Origin of the sequence: Methylocaldum sp. GT1TLB (assembly GCF_051027445.1) — a bacterium.
Lineage (GTDB): Bacteria > Pseudomonadota > Gammaproteobacteria > Methylococcales > Methylococcaceae > Methylocaldum.
On record NZ_CP194898.1, the window covers coordinates 3,370,652 to 3,388,609 of the forward strand.

16 protein-coding genes are annotated in these 17,958 nt (G+C 56.0%); 8 read left to right on the top strand and 8 right to left on the bottom strand.

Features of this window, described 5'->3' with window-relative positions:
- Positions 1-2: 2 nt before the first annotated feature.
- Complete coding sequence (locus ACR2R1_RS14660; RefSeq protein ID WP_077728205.1) at positions 3-1,166, bottom strand: alkene reductase; 1,164 nt, start codon at positions 1,164-1,166, stop codon at positions 3-5.
- A 211-nt stretch (positions 1,167-1,377) separates the two neighbouring features.
- On the opposite strand from ACR2R1_RS14660, the gene ACR2R1_RS14665 reads away from it, so the two are divergent.
- Entirely contained in the window at positions 1,378-2,013 is a 636-nt protein-coding gene (locus tag ACR2R1_RS14665) for an MEDS domain-containing protein (protein WP_077728206.1), read from the top strand.
- Between the two features lie 9 nt (positions 2,014-2,022).
- Here the strand turns inward: ACR2R1_RS14665 and ACR2R1_RS14670 are convergent, their stop codons facing one another.
- The gene (locus ACR2R1_RS14670; protein ID WP_168175318.1) at positions 2,023-2,280 is read right to left on the bottom strand and encodes a hypothetical protein; all 258 of its coding nucleotides are present in this window, start codon (positions 2,278-2,280) and stop codon (positions 2,023-2,025) included.
- A 141-nt stretch (positions 2,281-2,421) separates the two neighbouring features.
- Between ACR2R1_RS14670 and ACR2R1_RS14675 the strand changes: the two genes are divergently transcribed.
- The gene (locus tag ACR2R1_RS14675; RefSeq protein WP_168175319.1) at positions 2,422-4,272 is read left to right on the top strand and encodes a PAS domain S-box protein; all 1,851 of its coding nucleotides are present in this window, start codon (positions 2,422-2,424) and stop codon (positions 4,270-4,272) included.
- Between the two features lie 45 nt (positions 4,273-4,317).
- Here ACR2R1_RS14675 and thyA read toward each other — a convergent pair whose 3' ends face one another.
- The 6 genes from thyA to dnaA form a co-directional block, all read right to left on the bottom strand.
- A complete protein-coding gene (gene thyA, locus ACR2R1_RS14680) occupies positions 4,318-5,214 on the bottom strand; it encodes a thymidylate synthase (RefSeq protein WP_077728208.1) in 897 nt (298 codons plus the stop codon).
- A 57-nt stretch (positions 5,215-5,271) separates the two neighbouring features.
- A complete protein-coding gene (lgt, locus tag ACR2R1_RS14685) occupies positions 5,272-6,081 on the bottom strand; it encodes a prolipoprotein diacylglyceryl transferase (protein ID WP_077728209.1) in 810 nt (269 codons plus the stop codon).
- A 317-nt stretch (positions 6,082-6,398) separates the two neighbouring features.
- Entirely contained in the window at positions 6,399-8,816 is a 2,418-nt protein-coding gene (gene gyrB, locus ACR2R1_RS14690; RefSeq protein WP_077728344.1) for a DNA topoisomerase (ATP-hydrolyzing) subunit B, read from the bottom strand.
- A 14-nt stretch (positions 8,817-8,830) separates the two neighbouring features.
- Positions 8,831-9,901 (bottom strand): DNA replication/repair protein RecF, encoded by a 1,071-nt coding sequence (gene recF, locus ACR2R1_RS14695; RefSeq protein ID WP_133716377.1) that lies wholly within the window; start codon positions 9,899-9,901, stop codon positions 8,831-8,833.
- A gap of 81 nt (positions 9,902-9,982) precedes the next feature.
- Positions 9,983-11,086 carry a DNA polymerase III subunit beta gene (dnaN, locus tag ACR2R1_RS14700; protein WP_347257533.1) on the bottom strand — a complete coding sequence of 368 codons (1,104 nt, stop codon included), beginning with the start codon at positions 11,084-11,086 and terminating at the stop codon, positions 9,983-9,985.
- Between the two features lie 73 nt (positions 11,087-11,159).
- A complete protein-coding gene (gene dnaA / locus ACR2R1_RS14705; RefSeq protein WP_086134437.1) occupies positions 11,160-12,485 on the bottom strand; it encodes a chromosomal replication initiator protein DnaA in 1,326 nt (441 codons plus the stop codon).
- A 184-nt stretch (positions 12,486-12,669) separates the two neighbouring features.
- Here dnaA and rpmH point away from each other — a divergent pair, with 184 nt between their 5' ends.
- The 6 genes from rpmH (at position 12,670) to ACR2R1_RS14735 (ending at position 17,904) form a co-directional block, all read left to right on the top strand.
- Positions 12,670-12,804: a 50S ribosomal protein L34 gene (gene rpmH / locus ACR2R1_RS14710; protein ID WP_077728213.1), complete on the top strand. Its 135-nt coding sequence runs from the start codon at positions 12,670-12,672 to the stop codon at positions 12,802-12,804.
- Between the two features lie 3 nt (positions 12,805-12,807).
- Complete coding sequence (rnpA, locus tag ACR2R1_RS14715; protein WP_077728214.1) at positions 12,808-13,203, top strand: ribonuclease P protein component; 396 nt, start codon at positions 12,808-12,810, stop codon at positions 13,201-13,203.
- Entirely contained in the window at positions 13,158-13,382 is a 225-nt protein-coding gene (gene yidD, locus ACR2R1_RS14720) for a membrane protein insertion efficiency factor YidD (RefSeq protein ID WP_077728215.1), read from the top strand. Before rnpA ends, yidD begins: the two co-directional genes overlap by 46 nt.
- 2 nt (positions 13,383-13,384) lie before the next feature.
- Positions 13,385-15,022: a membrane protein insertase YidC gene (gene yidC, locus ACR2R1_RS14725; RefSeq protein WP_434110686.1), complete on the top strand. Its 1,638-nt coding sequence runs from the start codon at positions 13,385-13,387 to the stop codon at positions 15,020-15,022.
- A gap of 124 nt (positions 15,023-15,146) precedes the next feature.
- Complete coding sequence (mnmE, locus tag ACR2R1_RS14730; RefSeq protein ID WP_434110688.1) at positions 15,147-16,493, top strand: tRNA uridine-5-carboxymethylaminomethyl(34) synthesis GTPase MnmE; 1,347 nt, start codon at positions 15,147-15,149, stop codon at positions 16,491-16,493.
- 109 nt (positions 16,494-16,602) lie between these two features.
- Complete coding sequence (locus ACR2R1_RS14735) at positions 16,603-17,904, top strand: MFS transporter (protein ID WP_434110690.1); 1,302 nt, start codon at positions 16,603-16,605, stop codon at positions 17,902-17,904.
- The last annotated feature ends 54 nt before the right edge of the window (positions 17,905-17,958 follow it).

The window sequence follows — 17,958 nt, forward strand, 5'->3', positions numbered from 1 at the left end:
ACTCAGCTTTTCTCCGCTGTGCCGATCGCGGTCATCGGCTCTTCCCCTCTTAGCTGCTTGAGCGTCGGGTAATCCACATACCCTTTGGCGCCACCGCCGTAGTAAGTCGATTCATCCGGCGGGTTCAGCTCGGCATTCTGTCGAAAGCGCTCCGGGAGGTCGGGATTGGCGATGAACAAGCGTCCGAACGCCACCAAATCCGCCCGCCCTTCCTCAAGACACGCGACAGCCTTGCGGTAATCGTATCCGCCGCAAACGATCAGCGTACCGCTGTATTTGGCGCGGATCAGCTTCATCATCGCCGGTCCCCGCGGATCAAACGACGGGGAGGCAGGATCGCGGGCCATTTCTGGCTCGACAATGTGAAGATAAGCGAGATTGAAGCGGTTTAACTGTTCCGCGACGTGACGGAAAAGCGCTTCCGGGTCGTCATCACCCATATCGTTGAAACTGCCCAGCGGCGACAAACGGACACCGACACGCTGCGGTCCCCATACCCGACAGACGGCCGCCACCACTTCCATTAGCAGCCGGGCGCGGTTTTCCACCGGTCCGCCGTACTCATCGGTGCGGTGGTTGGAACTTGTGTTGAGAAATTGGTCCAACAGGTAGCCGTTGGCGGCGTGGATCTCGACGCCATCCAAACCTGCGTGGAGGGCATTGCTCGCACCGTGCGCATATTGCTTCACGATATAGGGCATTTCCTCGATAGCCATCGCTCTGGGAGTGACGAACGGAACCATTTCGCCTTCCCCTCGCTCGTTGACGATGAAGGCCGTACCCGATGGCCGAATCGCTGAAGGCGCGACCGGAAGCTGCCCATCCGGCTGCAAGGCAGGGTGAGAAATGCGGCCCACGTGCCATAGCTGCATAAAAATAAGGCCGCCGGCTCGATGTACGGCTTCCGCAACCGAACGCCAACCGACGACCTGATCCGGCCTATGTATGCCGGGCGTCCACGCGTATCCTTGGCCTTGCTGCGAGACTTGCGTAGCCTCGGAAATGATGAGCCCTGCGGATGCGCGTTGGGCATAGTAAAGTGCGTTCAGATCGGTGGGAACATTTCCGGGCTGCCCGGCCCGCGAACGCGTCAGCGGCGCCATGACCATGCGGTTCTTCAGTGTATAAGGCCCTAATGCGTAAGGTTCGAAGATTGGGTTGTTCATGGTTCGCCCCCGGTCTGGCTACGGTTCGAAGAATGAGCACAAAGGGCGATCGCGGTGGGGAACATATAGGCGCTTTCCGGTGTCAACTCTGTCTCAGTTGGTTATTCGCTCTATTCGACTTCGGTACGTACAAAATGGTCGCGGTCTTTTTCTGACAAATGACTTGGGTTAGCATTGATTTAGATCGGACAGAAATTTCCTGAAAAAGCTTATGTGTTACGCGCAAAAAAAGGATGCGGCGTTCGGCTTCACCGATCAGCATCTCCCTTCAGGCAGTCACCTCTGCTACATCTACACCGATGAAGAAGAGCATTCCCGCACGATGGCGCAATTCGTGGAGAGCGGTCTGGTATCCGGAGAAAAGGTCGCCTATCTGGCGGATGTGTCATCGGGCGACGAACTCGAACAGTATATCGCTAGACTGGGCATTAATTTACCCGAGCATCTCCGGCCGGGCCAGTTCATTTTGAGCCAAGCTGAAAAGACGTATTGCCCCGACGGGGCCTTTCTGCCGGAACGGATGATCGACACCTGGCGGTCGATGTATCGGCAGAGTATCGATGAAGGCTTTTTGGGAATACGCGCCACTGGTGAAACCGGCTGGACCAGCAACGAGCATCCTGGGCTGGAGCGGTGGTTCGAATACGAGTCGATGCTCAACATCGTTGTAAACGAGGTCCCTTTTAGCAGCATCATTTGCCAGTACGATGCCAACCGACTGGGCGGTGCCAATCTGTACGAAATTCTAAGGGTGCATCCTCTGATGATCGTTCAGGGGCAAATTCTACACAACCCCTATTACGAAGCACCCGAGCAATATCTGTCCCGGCTCCGGGCTTCAAGATGATCGTTACCCTTAGCGCACGGCCTTTTTTTCGGCTTTGCCTTGCATACTCCGCGCTCCTGCCTGAGCTTGAGTTGGCTCCATCATCCACCTGAAGGTGGAAACAGCGTTATGACGAGTCCGGTAACGGTCGTTCTTCAGCCGCAGCCCGAAATATTGGGGAAACTGCTGATCGTGCAACAAACGCTCGGGATTTTGTCCGCAAGGGAAGAGCAGGCCGCTTTCCTTTGCCGCGCATTGCGTGACATCCCCGGGGTCGAGAATGTCCACTTTTGCTTTTGTGGATCATTCGTATCCGAACAGCGGAAAGGTGCCGGCCTCTCTACGTGCGATCATTGTACGAACACCACACCGTCCATTGGACTTAAACGCTGTGGCGCCATTCCCGATGCCGGGCATGAGTGTATCCCGTTGCGCACGAACACGACGCTGTTCGGCTTTCTCATCCTCAGAATCGCAAACCTGCAGGCGTTCACGCCTTATGCTCCCTATATCCTCAACACCGCCAATTTCGTGGCGACTTTAATGGAGAAACGGGAAACCAAGGAACGGTTGGAGCAGGTGCTAGATGATCTGGAGAATCAAGTCGCCGCTCGTACTGCCGATTTGTTGGAAAAGAACGCCCGACTGGAGGCGGAAATCCAGCGGCGGGAAGCGGCCGAGTCGGCGCTGCATGAAGCGTACGAGCAGTTGGAAAGGAGAATCGAAGAACGTACCGCAGCCCTAAAATTCAGTGAAGAACGTCTCCAAAGCATTATCACTACCGCCGTCGATGGGATCATCACCACGGACAGCGGCGGCTACATCGAGCTTTTCAACGCCGCTGCGGAAAGGCTATTCGGCTATACCGCTGCTGAAGTTATCGGGAAAAACATTCGAATTCTCATGCCGTCGCCAGACCGCGAACGCCATGACAGTTTCATCGAACGTTATCTAGCCACGGGCACGAAGACCATCATCTGCATCCGTCGGGATGTCGATGTACTACACAAAAACGGCTCTATTTTTCCGGCCGAACTTACCGTCAGCGAGATGCAGATCGGCGGGCAAACAAAGTTCACAGGAATCATACGCGATATTACCGAGCGCAAGTGGGCCGAGACGGCGCTTAGGGAGAGCGAAGCGCGATTCCGCGCCATGGCCGAGACGGTGCCGGATATCCTGTTTACCAGCGATTCGAGCGGTTTTATCGACTATATCAGCCCCCGATTTTATGAGTATTCGGGCTTACCGCCGGATTCGAAAAGCACCGAATGGGTTGCGGCCATACATCCGGATGACGAAGAGCGCACTAGGCTGCAATGGCAGCATGCGGTGACAACGGGTGAGCCGTTCCGAACCAAGTATCGTCTTCGCTCGACCGACGGATCCTACCAATGGTTTCAGGTTCGCGCTCGCCCGATTCGTGATGCGAGCAGTCGCATCACCAAGTGGTTCGGAATCTGCTCCGACATCGACGAACTCGTCCGGGTTCAGGATGCCTTGGAAGAAGCCGATCGGCGCAAGAACGAATTCCTGGCAATGCTATCCCACGAATTGCGTAATCCCTTGGCTCCCATTCGCAATGCGGTTCAGGTGATGGGACTGCTGAATCTGACCGATTCGCGATTGCTGTGGGTTAAAGACATGATCGATCGCCAGGTCAAACATTTGGTTCATTTGGTCGATGATCTCCTGGATGTATCGCGCATCACCCGCGGCAAGATTACGCTCAAGAACGAACCTATCGAACTGTCCGTCCTCATCGACCGGGCAGTCGAAGCTACCGAAGCCATTATCGATTCCCAACAGCATCGACTTTCTATCTCATCTCCCGAGGAACCGGTGTTGCTGAGAGGGGATGCGGTCAGGCTGGTTCAGGTAGTTACCAATCTCTTGAATAATGCGGCCAAATACACGCCTCACGGCGGCCACATTCAGCTAACGGCGATCCCAAATGCACGGGAACTCATATTGTCCGTAAAGGACAACGGTATCGGCATTTCGCCCGAACTCCTGCCGCACGTATTTGATCTATTTACGCAGGCCGAACGCTCATTGGACCGGTCTCAAGGTGGGCTCGGTATCGGGTTGACTCTGGTGCGGAAATTGGTCGAAATGCACGGTGGAAGCATCGAGGCCCTGAGCGGCGGTCCGGGGAAAGGGAGCGAGTTCGTAGTTAGATTGCCGCTGTCAGACAACACCGTGATGAATGCTCGGCAGGAAATGACGCCTGAACAGCCTGGAAACCGAACGGCGCCCGGCGGCCGAGTGCGGAACTAAATCGATTCGTTTTCGCCTGCTGCGCGTGCCGCCGCGTCGGAGCGTTCAAACCGCCACTTCGGCCGGTATGTGGGGATGGGGATCATAGCCCTCCACTTCGAAATCTTCGATTCGATATCCGAATATATCGGCTGCCTTGCGTTTGATGTGCAACCGGGGAAATGGACGCGGCTGTCGCTCTACCTGAAGCTGTGCCTGCGGGATATGATTGCGATATAGATGCACGTCGCAACCGAACCAAACGATCTCTCCAGGCGTATACCCGCAATGATCGGCGAGCAGATGGGTCAACAAGGCTAGATTGGCGACATTCCAACCCAGCCCCAGATAGGCATCCGCCGAACGCTGCATCAAGGCTCCCGACAAAGTGTTCGTAGCCTGGCTAACAAAGAATTGATAGGTTTTGTGGCAGGGTGGAAGCGCCATCTCGTCCAACTGGGCCACGTTCCAACCCTCGAAAAGCAGCCGGCGTGAGGTCGGATCGTTCTTCAGTCCATCGACCAATAGCTGCACCTGGTCGATCTCTTTCCCATCGTAATCCCGCCAACGGCGCCATTGATGCCCATACACCGGCCCGAGGTCGCCCCAGCGGGCGGCGAATTCATCGTCGCTCAAGATACGGCGTTCAAAATCCTCTTGGCTTATCGATTCACCCGTCGCAGTTCGGTATTTTTTCAAGGGCCAATCCGTCCAGATACGCACGTTCTGTTCGAGAAGCTCCCGGATATTCCGACCGCCCGACAACATCCACAAAAGCTCCTTGAACGCCGTCTTCCAAAAAATCTGCTTGGTCGTGAACAGCGGGAATCCCGCCGCGAGGTCGAATCGCATCGTATAGCCGAACAGAGCGCGCGTCCCGACCCCGGTTCGATCGATTCGCTCATCCCCTTCGGTTATCAGTTTTCGAAGTAAAGTGAGATATTGCTCTTCGGGATGGGACATTATGGCTGGCGTTTTCGTTGTTTAAGCCGATCTTCCGTTTCGTTCGGTGCTTCGATTTCAGGACTCATCAGTCCTCAGGCCAGAGGCTATCGGACGGCGGTAGGCCAAAACGAGAAGCAGCATACCCAGGATGATCATGGGAAAGCTCAACACCTGCCCCATGGTGAGCCAGCCGAAGGCCAGGTAACCGATGTGAGCGTCCGGTAGACGAACGAACTCGACCATGAAGCGGAACATGCCATAGAGGAGCAGAAACAAGCCGCTTACCGCCATTGTCGGCGGCGACCGACGGCTGAAAAAGTGTAGTGCCACGAAAAGAACGATACCTTCCAGAAAGGCTTCATAGAGCTGGGAAGGATGGCGCGGCTCCGGGCCGGCATCCGGAAATACCATCGCCCAAGGCACATCAGTTGGTTTTCCCCAAAGCTCGCCATTGATGAAATTCCCGATGCGGCCCGTAAAAAGTCCAATCGGCACGTACCGCGCGATAAAATCGGTCACCGCAAAAAACGAGCTTTTCTGCTTTCGAGCAAAGATCCACATTGCCGCTAACGCTCCCAACAATCCGCCGTGGAAGGCCATACCGCCTTCCCATACTCTAAACAGCATTAAAGGGTCTTGAGTGAATGCCGGAAAGTTATAGAAGAGCATATATCCCACCCGGCCGCCGATCACCAGCCCAAGAGCGGTATAAAAGATGAGATCCTCCACCTGAGCTGGGGTCCACGGGAAACCGGGTTCTTTGGCTCTTTGGCGAGCCAGCCACCATGCACCGCCGATACCGATGACATACATCAGCCCGTACCAATGAATTTTCAAAGGACCGATGCTAATAGCCACTGGATCGATAGAGGGATATGGCAACATTTGGCTGTCTCTCCGCAGATGGGGTCCGGATAAAGCGTGCTTTAGAGCTCGAGAAGGTGCGATCGAGGCTTATCGGAAGATTATAACTGGTAGAAGTATACCGTGATCGTAGGTCATCGGTGCGGTGGAAAAGCGAGGTAACTCGTTTCTATGTTCCACGTGGAACAAACTGTTTAACTCGGACGGATCAAGCTCCCTCGAATGATGTTTCCGAGGCTCTAATGAGTAATTGCAGTATCCCAAAAAAAAGGCTCCTGGTTAGGAGCCTTTTCGAACCGCCGAAGGGTTCCGATCTCTAGCCTGTAAGACGATCCGCATCAAACGTCCAAGTTCGCGACTTCCAGCGCGTTCTTCTCGATAAAATCGCGTCGTGGCTCGACCTGATCGCCCATGAGCGTCGAAAAGACCTCGTCGGCCGCTATCGCATCCTCGATCTTCACCTGAAGCAAACGGCGAGTATTCGAATCCAATGTCGTCTCCCAAAGCTGCTCGGGATTCATCTCGCCAAGTCCTTTATAACGCTGGATATGTTGACCTCTCTTCGCTTCCGTCATCATCCACTGGAAGGCTTCCTTAAAGTTCCGCACGCGCTCCCGTTTGTCGTCACTGGCGATAAACGAATTTTCACCAAATAGTCCGTCCACTTTCTGACCGAACGTGGTGAGACGCTTGTAATCGCCGCCGCTGAAAAATCCTGCGCCGATATCGAAGGTCTTGTGAACGCCGTGCAGCCGCTTGCTGACATGCGCCCTAAACCCGTCGGCCTGGTTCGCAAAATCCAGATCTATAGTAAAACTTGCACTGCGATCGCGGGCATTCAACCGTGCGACCAAACCGGCAAACCACGCCTCGCACGCCGCGCGATCAGCAATCGTCGCGGCGTCCAAAACCGGATATTCAACTAGAAGATTGAGCAAACTCTCGTCATAGCGATGGGCGAGGCGCTCGATCAGGGCCTGAACATTCAGGTATTCCCTCGCGAGCTGCTCCAACCCCTGCCCTTGTATTGGGGGTGTCGTTTCATCGATATGCAGACGGGTCTTTTCGAGCGCCAATTGCAATAAATAGTTATCGAGCTCCGTATCGTCCTTTACATACTGCTCCTGTTTGCCTTTCTTGACCTTGTAGAGCGGGGGTTGAGCGATGTAGATATGGCCGCGCTCGATCAGTTCCGGCATTTGACGATAGAAGAAAGTTAAAAGAAGCGTCCGTATGTGAGATCCGTCGATGTCAGCATCCGTCATGATGATGATGCGATGATAACGCAGCTTGTTCGGGTCATATTCCTCCCGCCCGATGCCGCAACCCAGCGCAGTGATCAGGGTACCGACCTCCTCCGAAGAGAGCATTTTGTCGAACCGTGCCCGCTCCACATTGAGAATCTTGCCCTTGAGCGGAAGTATCGCCTGCGTGCGGCGGTCTCGACCCTGCTTGGCCGAGCCACCCGCAGAGTCGCCCTCGACGATGAACAGTTCCGACAAAGTCGGATCGCGCTCCTGGCAGTCGGCCAGCTTGCCGGGAAGTCCCGCGATATCCAGCGCAGTTTTCCTTCGCGTCATTTCCCTGGCTTTACGAGCCGCCTCCCGCGCACGAGCGGCATCGATCATCTTATTTGCGATCAGGCGGGCGACCGGCGGATTTTCCAGCAGAAATTCCTGAAACTTTTCACCCATGGCCGATTCGACCACTGGCTTGACCTCAGACGAGACGAGCTTGTCCTTAGTCTGGGACGAAAACTTGGGATCTGGAACCTTTACCGAGAGTACCGCCGTCAACCCTTCCCGCGCATCGTCGCCCGAGGTGGCGATCTTCTGCTTTTTCAGCAAGCCTTGATCTTCGATGTATTGATTGAGGGTCCGCGTAAGCGCTGCGCGGAAGCCCGCGAGATGGGTCCCGCCGTCTCGCTGCGGAATGTTGTTAGTGAAACAGAAAATGTTTTCCTGGTACGAGTCGTTCCATTGCATGGCGACCTCGACCCCGGTACCGTCCTTTTCCGTTTGGAAGTAGAACACCTTATCGAAAAGCGGCGTCTTGTTCTTGTTGAGATGTTCGACAAAGGCGCGTATACCGCCCTCGAACTCGAAGACATCGCTCTTCCCCGTACGCTCGTCCTCCAGAGAAATCCGAACTCCGGAATTCAGGAACGACAGTTCACGGAGGCGCTTGGCCAGAACTTCGTAATGAAACTCGATGTTGGTGAAAATGATGGGGCTGGGCTTGAAGCGGATGGTCGTGCCGGTCCCGTTCGCATCGCCGACAGCGGACAGCGGAGCCTGCGGCACGCCGTCACGATACTCCTGTCGGTAACGCTTGCCCCCGCGCTGAATTTCCAGGACCAGATGCTCAGACAATGCGTTTACGACGGATACGCCGACACCGTGAAGCCCACCGGAAACTTTATAGGCATTGTCGTCGAATTTTCCTCCGGCATGCAGGACGGTCATGATAACCTCGGCGGCAGAGCGTCCCTCTTCTTCGTGGATGTCGACGGGAATTCCTCGGCCATCGTCCGTCACGGTCACAGATTCGTCGCTGTGGACGATAACTCGGACCGTCTTGCAGTGGCCGGCCAAGGCTTCGTCGATCGAATTATCCACGACCTCGAATACCATATGGTGAAGCCCCGAACCGTCATCGGTATCGCCGATGTACATACCAGGGCGTTTGCGGACGGCATCAAGACCTTTCAGGACCTTAATGGCGGAGCTGTCATAATCTTTCGCGAGTTTGGTCATGCTCATTTCTTAATTCACGCTTGCTTTACTTGCCCATGTTCCACGTGGAACACAGCGGCGTCGTTGATGGCCTCTTTGATCATTTCCTCCGTGGTGGCGGTAATGAAAAACTGGGTCCGCCGCTCCTTCAAAAAACCGAGAAGTCTATTCTTGTTGTTTTCGTCCAATTCGGACGCCACGTCATCAACCAGCACGCACGCACTCATGCCGGCGCTCTCTTCCATCAGAAGGGACTGGGCCAGCAAAAGCGCGTAAACCAAAAGTTTCATTTGACCGCGGGAGAGATACGCTTTTGCCGAACGACCGTCCAGCACGATGGAGAAGTCGGCTTTGTGGGGACCCGATTGAGTATGTCCGAGGCGAATGTCCGAGGCGACATCCTCCTGCAACGCCGCTTCCAGAGTCTTGTTCCTGTTCCACCCCGATTGCACGTGCAAATCAAGCTTAACGCCCGCAAAAAACTGCGCGGCAGCTTGAAAAAAATAGGGCATAAGCCTCTCCGTATAGCGTTCGCGCGCACCATGTATTATTGTACCGTACCGCGCAAGCTCCCGGTTCCATAGCTCAATGTCGCGAAGTCGCCTTTCCCGCAGCAGGATATTGCGCTGGCTCAACGCCTTGGCGTAGCGTCGCCAGCAATCGAGATACGACTCTTCAAAGTGAAACACTCCCCAGTCGAGAAATTGGCGGCGATGCTTCGGAGCGCCCTCCAATAAAGCGCCGCTCGAAGGCTGAATGACGAGGACCGGAAATGTACGGATCAGTTCGGCACTGGATTGGATCTTCCTGCCCGAAAGATGGATCTCCCGCTCATCGCGAGCGATGCGAATTCCGATCGGAATCGTGTGGCCGGTATCGCTCGTAACTTTTCCGGTCACCATTAATCCGCTTCGCCCAAAGCGGATCGCCTGACTGATTTGGGGCGTACGAAACGAACGCGCTCGCCCCAACAAATAAACCGCCTCGAGCAAGGAGGTCTTTCCGCTGGCATTGGGTCCGATGATGAAGTTGAGGCGCGGGGATGGCTCTAGCGCAGCGGATTCAATGTTGCGTACATCATGGGCCTCAATCTTGACCAGACTCATACGCGTCCTCGCTCATCCACGACTTGAGGCACGGATCAGCCCGTAATCGCGCCATATCCGGCTAGCGAAAAATGCCCCACGCTACAGACGCATGGGCATAACGATGAATTTGAACTGCGTATCCTCGCAATCCTCGATTAGGCAGCTGTTGGCACTCTCGGTGAACGACAATTTAACGTTATCGGAATCCACGTTGTTGATAGCGTCCAAAAGATAAGACGCATTGAAACCGACCGAAATATCCTTGCCTTCCAGTTCGACGGCGAACCTTTCTTCCGCTTCTTCATGCTCAGGATTCTGGGCCTTGAGGCACATATTGCCGTCTTCGCTCACTTCCATGCTAACGCCCCGGTACTTCTCGTTCGACAATACCGAGACGCGCGTCAAAGCCCCTTTGAAAGCAGCCTTGTCTACCAAAATGACTCGCGTCAGCTCGCGTGGCATGACACGCTGATAGTCGGGAAACCTCCCTTCGATCAGCTTGGCCGCAAAGCTGACCGTCCCCAAATCGACACGCAGATTGTTCGGTGCAACTTGAACTGTTACCGGTTCCTCGCCTTCGCCCAACAACCGATTCAATTCCAGAACGCCTTTTCTCGGAACGATGATCTGCCGGCCTTCCTCCGGACCACTTTCCAGCGACTGCTCAAAAAAAGCGAGACGGTGTCCGTCGGAAGAAACCGCCCGCAGCACTTGGCCGCCCAAATCCAGCAATAATCCGTTCAGATAATAACGGACATCCTGTTGCGCCATAGCAAAGAGGGTCTTTTCGAGCGCGCGTCTCAAGCAATTGCGCGGAATGGAGACCTCTATCTCCGGTGTTCCCGCATCGAATTCCGGATAGTTTTCCGCGGGTAGAGTACTCAGGTTGAATCGGCTGGACCCGCACTGGATAACGAATTTCTCCTGCCGGCAATCGATGTTCACCACGCTTTTTTCCGGTAAAAGGCGGCAAATATCCAAGAACTTACGCGCCGGCACCGTAACCGAACCCGAATCGCTGCCTTCAACCACGGCCTTGGTGACCAACTGCACTTCCAAATCCGTGCCCGTCAACTCCAAAGCCTCATCGGACAGCTTCAAAAGAACGTTGGACAGAATGGGCAAGGTTTGGCGTCGCTCGATGACGCCGACAACCTGTTGCAAGGGCGTCAGCAAATTCTCCCGGCTTATGGTGAACTTCATAGTAAGGTCATATGTTGATGCGGAACTCGTTGAACGAAAAAAGCCGACTTCTCAAACTGCCGATCCATCAAGTCTAGTTCGATAATGTGCGCATGAGATTCGAGTAGTCTTCGGCGAATTTGCTGTCGCTTTCCTTTAACTCCTGAACCTTGCGGCAGGCGTGCAAGACCGTGGTGTGGTCCCGTCCGCCGAACTGCTGCCCGATTTCCGGCAAACTGTGATTGGTCAGCTCCTTGGCCAATGCCATGGCGATTTGACGAGGACGCGTCACCGAGCGGGTGCGTTTGTTGGCCAAGAGATCGGCCACCCGGATCTTGTAGTATTCCGCAACCGTCTTCTGGATGTTCTCGACGTTGATCATCCGGTCCTGAAGCGCGATTAAATCGCGCAAGGCCTCTTTCGCAAACTCCAGCGTAATCGGCTTACCGGTGAAGTGAGCATTGGCGATGACGCGCCGCAAAGCGCCTTCCAGTTCGCGAATGTTCGAGCGAATTCGCTTACCGATGAAGAAAGCCACTTCCGGCGACAGATCGGCGCCGGCGTGCTGCGCTTTGCTCATCAGGATGGCCACGCGGGTTTCCAGATCCGGCGGCTCGATGGCTACCGGAAGCCCCCACCCGAAACGCGACTTTAACCGTTCCTCTAGGCCTTTGATTTCCTTGGGATAGCGGTCGCAGGTCAGGACCACCTGATGCTTGTTTTCCAGAAGGCTGTTAAATGTGTGAAAGAACTCCTCCTGGGAGCGTTCCTTGCCGGCAAAAAACTGAATATCGTCGATCAACAAGGCATCGACCGTCCGGTAATACTCCTTGAAGGCGCCGATCGCATTATGCTGCAAGGCCTTGACCATGTCGGAAACGAAGCGCTCCGAATGCAAATAGACGATGTTTGCCGAGGAGTTCGCCCTTAGAATTTCATTTCCGATAGCGTGCATAAGATGGGTCTTCCCCAGACCTACGCCGCCGTAAATAAAGAGGGGGTTGTAGGCCCGTCCGACGTTCTGCGCCACTTGAATCGACGCGGCCTTGGCCAGCTGGTTGGATTTGCCCTCGACGAAATTATCGAAGGTAAAAGCCGTGTTGAGATTGTTGGGAAGGCCTTTCTTGACACCGGCCGGCCTCTTGATCGCCGGCGCGACGGGAGACGCTTCTTGCTGCTTTCGCGTGCCGATTTCCAGAACGACATGGGGTGGCGGCTGGATCTTCTGGTCAGATAGAACTTCTTCGATCTTGCCGATAAAATGCTGCTTTACCCAATCGAGCACAAAGCGGTTGGGAGCCAAGAGCTTCAACTCCGAACCATTTTCGACGGCTTGCAGGGGCCTGATCCAGGTATTGAACTGCTGCGGGGGCAATTCTCCTTCCAGCTTGCTCATGCACTGATTCCACAGCGCGCTCATTGTGCAGCTCCCTTATTGTGCTCGAGGAATAGGACATAAGGCATAGGCGATAAATGCGTGAGCGCTTTAACGGAATTCAGTATCATACCGCAACAGCCGACTTATCCACAGCATTGACACCGTATCGCCTGTGAATTAGCATGCACAGCTTTGTATTTTCTTTGCGGAATTCAACAGGTACACCATGAAAAGAACCTATCAGCCCAGCAAGATAAAGCGTGTCCGGACCCACGGCTTTCGTGCGCGCATGAAAACCCGTGGTGGACGTTTGGTTTTGAGTGCGCGCCGCGCGAAAGGTCGTAAACGGCTTACCGTCTGACGTTTGGCGTCGCCTAGCTACGGCTTCCCCCGAACGCGCCGCTTAAGTACCGCCGCCGATTTCCAGCGCGTTTTCGAGCAGCCCTGCAAGTCCGCAGACCAATACTTAACCGTGCTCGCGCGAACCAACGGTAGGGATTATCCGCGCCTCGGGTTGGCTATCGCCAGACGACAAATCCGTAACGCCGCCGATCGCAACCGCATCAAGCGCCTCATCCGCGAAAGCTTCCGCCTGCAGCAGTCGCTGCTCGGCGGAGTCGATTTTGTGGTAATGGCGCGCAGCGCCGCAATTCAGGCAGACCATGACACAATCCGAAGCTCATTGCATAAGCACTGGGAAAACCTGGTGAGGCGATGCAAGCCATCTTGGTCTTCCTCATCAAACTCTATCAGTACCTGATTAGCCCTTGGGTGGGGCAGCATTGCCGTTTCCACCCGACATGCTCCAGCTATGCCCTGACCGCCATCCAGCGGTTCGGATCTCTGCGGGGCTCCTATCTTGCCGCAAGGCGACTGCTGAGATGCCACCCTTGGCACAAAGGCGGTATTGATCCCGTCCCAGAACAATTCGGAAAATAAGAATGGATAATTTAAGGTTCGTTCTCTTCGTCTTCTTTATATTTCTCAGCTTCATGCTGTGGCAGCAATGGCAGCTGGATTACGGGCCTAAGCCCGAGCCCACGGCGCAATCCGGGTCGACTACGCCGGACGTCGCAGGCGACGTACCCGAGTCAGCTCGCGACGTCGACGACGTCGCCAAGACGCCTGAACCGTCCGCTGCTCCGGGCGTCGAGCGTCAGCGCGTCACCGTCACCACGGATGTCATACGAGCAGAGATCGACACCAAGGGCGGCGACCTGCGCATACTCGATCTGCTCGAGTATCCCCAGAGCAAGGACCAGCCCGACCAGCCAGTACGGCTGCTCAACGATGAGAACAACTTTTTCATCGCGCAGAGCGGATTCCTGGGAGAACAGGCCCTGTCGCCCACCCATCACAGCACATGGCAAGCTGAAGCCAATATCTACACGCTGGCGGAAGGCCAAGACACCCTCCGCATACCTTTCACGTGGACCAATGACAAAGGAATCAAGATTATCAAGACCTTGGTCTTCACCAAAGGCAGCTATCTGATCGAACTGGAGCAGCAGGTCAACAATCAATCCGGAGCCGAATGGAAAGGGCGTCAATACGTTCAGTTGCAGCGGAAGAATCCCGAAAGCAAGGATCAGGACGCTTTCGTCCGGACCTATACCGGCGGCGTACTATACACTCCGGAAGAAAAGTACGAAAAGATCACGTTCGACGACATGGCGGATTCGAACCTGAATCGGAAAGCCAAAGACGGCTGGATCGCCATGATTCAGCATTACTTCCTGGCGGCGTGGATTCCGCTGGCCGGCGAAGAGCATAGTTTTTACACCAAAGCCCTCTCCGACAATCATTTCGTCATCGGAACCTATTCGCCCATGCTCGAGGTCAAACCGGGCGAAGAGAAAGTCTTCAAGGCTAATTTGTTCGCCGGCCCCAAACTCCAGCGAGTGTTGGAGCAAACGGCACCGGGCCTGGACCTGACGGTGGATTACGGCGGGCTGACCATTGTCGCCAAACCCATTTTCTGGCTCCTGGAACAGTTCCACAAAATTTTCAACAATTGGGGATGGGCAATCGTGTTCGTCACCATCACGCTCAAGGCCCTGTTCTATAAGCTGTCGCAAGCCAGCTATCGCTCCATGGCCAGAATGCGGAAGCTCCAGCCGAAGCTTCAACAGCTGAAGGAGCGTCATGCCGACGACAAGCAGAAGTTCAACATGGCGATGATGGAGCTGTATCGGAAGGAAAAGGTCAACCCGCTGGGCGGCTGTTTGCCGATCCTGGTCCAGATCCCCGTGTTCATCGCCCTGTATTGGGTTCTCATCGAAAGCGTGGAAATGCGTCAGGCGCCGTTCGCCCTTTGGCTGAACGACCTGTCCGCCAAGGACCCCTATTTCATTCTTCCGCTGATCATGGGCGTCTCCATGTTCATCCAGCAGAAGCTCAATCCGCCACCGGCCGATCCGGTACAGGCCAAGGTGATGCAGTTCTTCCCGGTCATATTCACCGGCTTCTTCGCCTTTTTCCCGTCCGGACTCGTGCTCTACTGGGTGGTCAACAACATCCTGTCCATCCTCCAGCAGTGGCATATCACCCGGCAGATCGAAAGGAACGTACACGCCTAGCGCGATCTCTCGCGCGGCAGGGCTGGCTCCGCACCCCTGCCGCGCACCTTTCGCCTTGCGACGATGCGATACGCCGGCTTCTCTGCTTTGATCCGGAACGAATGCTTGTTCCGGAATCCACTCTATGAACACATTATCTCGCGACACCATAGGCGCCATTGCCACGCCTCCCGGCCGGGGCGGCATCGGCGTAATCCGCATCTCCGGCAACGCTGTCCCCACACTGATGCGCGCGCTGCTACGCAAAGAACTTGAGCCGCGCTACGCCCACTACGGTCATTTCTATGATTTGGATGGTTCGGTCCTCGATACCGGATTAGCCCTGTACTTTCCGTCACCCCATTCTTTTACTGGCGAAGACGTCCTCGAGTTGCACGCGCACGGCGGTCCGGTCGTCCTCGATTTGCTGCTGCGTCGCGTCCTGGCCTCAGGCGTTCGGCTGGCGCGCCCGGGAGAATTCAGCGAACGGGCTTTCCTCAACGACAAGATCGATCTTGCGCAGGCGGAGGCCATCGCCGATTTGATCGAAAGCACGACAGAGCAGGCCGCCCGGTCCGCGCAGCGCTCTCTTCAGGGCGAGTTCTCGATCCGCATCCACCAACTCGTCGAAGCCCTGATCGAACTGAGGCAGTACGTGGAAGCGTCCATCGACTTCGTCGACGAAGACATCGATTTCCTGTCCGAAGGCCGTATTGCCGAAAAGCTCGCAGACCTCTCGGCGACGCTCCGGCATATCCGCCATTCCGCCCAACAGGGCTGTCTATTGCGCGAAGGCATGACCGTTGTCATCGCCGGCCGCCCAAATGCCGGAAAATCCAGCCTACTCAACCGATTGGCGGGACGTGAAGCCGCCATCGTCACCGAAATCGCAGGTACCACCCGCGATACCTTGCGAGAACATATCCAGATCGACGGCATGCCCCTGCACGTGGTGGACACCGCCGGTCTGCGGGAGAGCGAGGATATTGTCGAACGCGAAGGCATAAAGCGGGCCCGAGACGAAATTCACAAGGCCGACCGGATATTGCTGTTGATCGATGATCGCACTCCGGAAGAAGGGGAAGCCCTGCTCCAGAGCCTGCCCGCAGACATCCCGCTCACCCGCGTCTACAACAAGATCGATCTCACCGGAAAACCGGCCGGTTTCATCGAAGAACGGAAAGGTCCCGCCGTGTATCTATCCGCCAAGACCGGCGAAGGCCTCGAACATCTTCGTAAACACCTCAAAGCCTCGATGGGCTACGACAGTGAGGCGAACGATGTTTTCATCGCCCGCCGCCGCCATCTCGATGCGCTAAGCCGTGCCGAAAGCCTCATCGAGAACGCCGAAACGCAACTCCAAATCCGCGCCGCCGAACTCCTCGCCGAAGACCTTCGCGAAGCTCAAAACGCCTTATCGGAAATCACCGGCGAATTCACGAACGAAGACCTTTTAGGCCGGATTTTCGCCAGTTTTTGCATTGGCAAGTAGCGGGCTGTCGAGTTCGCGCTCCGAACCTCCGGAAGGCGTTCCGCTCGCCCACCGGGGCGCAAGCTCGACCCCAACCATCCACGCGCGCTGACAACTTTCTCCGGAATACATGTCATTATCCACGACCAAAACGTCCGCACTCCGCCATCGCAATTTCGTGCTTTACCTGTGCGCCCGATTTCTCGGCGCCGTTGCGGTGCAAATGCAAAGCGTGGCCGTGGGTTGGCAAGTCTACGCGCTTACCGGCGACGCGCTCGATCTCGGACTTGTAGGGCTCGCCCAGTTCGCGCCTTTCGTGCCGCTCGTGTTGATAGCCGGCCAACTGGCGGACCGCTTCGACCGGCGCCGCATCATCATGCTCTGTTATGCCGTGGAAATGCTATGCGGCCTATTGCTGATCGGGTTCACCCTAACTGGCCTAAAGGTCGTGTGGCCGGTATTTGCCGTCATGGCGCTCTACGGATCGGCGCGGGCGTTCATGATGCCGTCCAGCCAGGCGATCGTAATCAATCTGGTCCCCGCCGAAAGCTTCAGCAATGCCGTAGCGCTCAGTTCATCGAGCTTTCAACTGGCGGTGATTACGGGTCCGGCACTCGGCGGCGTCCTATATCTTGCGGGGCCCATGACTGTCTACACGACGGTGTCGGTGCTGCTCGGACTCTCGGCAATCCTGATTCTGTCGATGCGCAGCCTTCCCTGGCGGACCAACGGCCGCGAACCCATGAGCTGGCATACCGTTCTGGACGGCTTGCACTTCGTACGTTCGCGGCCCACCGTATTCGGCGCCATTTCGCTCGATTTGTTCGCCGTTCTGTTCGGCGGCGCCACGGCGCTACTGCCGGCCTATGCCAGCGATATTCTGCACGTAGGCCCGACCGGGTTGGGCCTGCTTCGCACCGCACCCGGAGCCGGCGCCGCCCTGACTGCCATGTTGCTCGCCTTCGCGCCCATCTCCCGACATGTCGGACGCTGGATGTTCGGCGGCGTCGCTGTGTTCGGGGCGGCTATCATCGTGCTAGGCCTGTCGACGAGTTTTCCCTTGTCGCTCGCCGCGCTTTTCTTGCTGGGCGCCGGTGACATGGTCAGCGTTTACATCCGCCACATGCTGGTCCAGCTCGAAACGCCCGACACGATTCGCGGGCGAGTGAGCGCCGTCAATTCGGTCTTCATCGGCGCTTCGAACGAACTGGGCGAATTCGAATCCGGCCTGACCGCCGCTTGGTTCGGCCTCACTCCCGCCATTATCGTCGGGGGAGCGGTCACACTGGCCGTCGCCATAGTTTGGATGTACGGCTTTCCCGATTTGCGCACAATGGATCGTTTCCCGCACCGCATCGTCGAAACACCGTCTTCCGACAAGAGGAACAGCATTAAACCGAAACGCCGTTCCGGTAAACGACGACACCCCTGAGTCCCCGGCAAGTCCAAATCTGGTTTCCGGGCGAAACGAGCTTTCATTTATCGC

Bases quoted from the DNA above. Each gene is read 5' to 3' on its own strand.
- ACR2R1_RS14665 (WP_077728206.1), top strand. From the start codon at position 1,378: ATGTGTTACGCGCAAAAAAAGGATGCGGCGTTCGGCTTCACCGATCAG.
- thyA (WP_077728208.1), bottom strand. From the start codon at position 5,214: ATGTCCCATCCCGAAGAGCAATATCTCACTTTACTTCGAAAACTGATA.
- lgt (WP_077728209.1), bottom strand. From the start codon at position 6,081: ATGTTGCCATATCCCTCTATCGATCCAGTGGCTATTAGCATCGGTCCT.
- recF (WP_133716377.1), bottom strand. From the start codon at position 9,901: ATGAGTCTGGTCAAGATTGAGGCCCATGATGTACGCAACATTGAATCC.
- yidD (WP_077728215.1), top strand. From the start codon at position 13,158: ATGCAAGCCATCTTGGTCTTCCTCATCAAACTCTATCAGTACCTGATT.
- mnmE (WP_434110688.1), top strand. From the start codon at position 15,147: ATGAACACATTATCTCGCGACACCATAGGCGCCATTGCCACGCCTCCC.
- yidC (WP_434110686.1), top strand. From the start codon at position 13,385: ATGGATAATTTAAGGTTCGTTCTCTTCGTCTTCTTTATATTTCTCAGC.
- dnaA (WP_086134437.1), bottom strand. From the start codon at position 12,485: ATGAGCGCGCTGTGGAATCAGTGCATGAGCAAGCTGGAAGGAGAATTG.
- dnaN (WP_347257533.1), bottom strand. From the start codon at position 11,086: ATGAAGTTCACCATAAGCCGGGAGAATTTGCTGACGCCCTTGCAACAG.
- rpmH (WP_077728213.1), top strand. From the start codon at position 12,670: ATGAAAAGAACCTATCAGCCCAGCAAGATAAAGCGTGTCCGGACCCAC.
- gyrB (WP_077728344.1), bottom strand. From the start codon at position 8,816: ATGACCAAACTCGCGAAAGATTATGACAGCTCCGCCATTAAGGTCCTG.
- ACR2R1_RS14660 (WP_077728205.1), bottom strand. From the start codon at position 1,166: ATGAACAACCCAATCTTCGAACCTTACGCATTAGGGCCTTATACACTG.
- ACR2R1_RS14735 (WP_434110690.1), top strand. From the start codon at position 16,603: ATGTCATTATCCACGACCAAAACGTCCGCACTCCGCCATCGCAATTTC.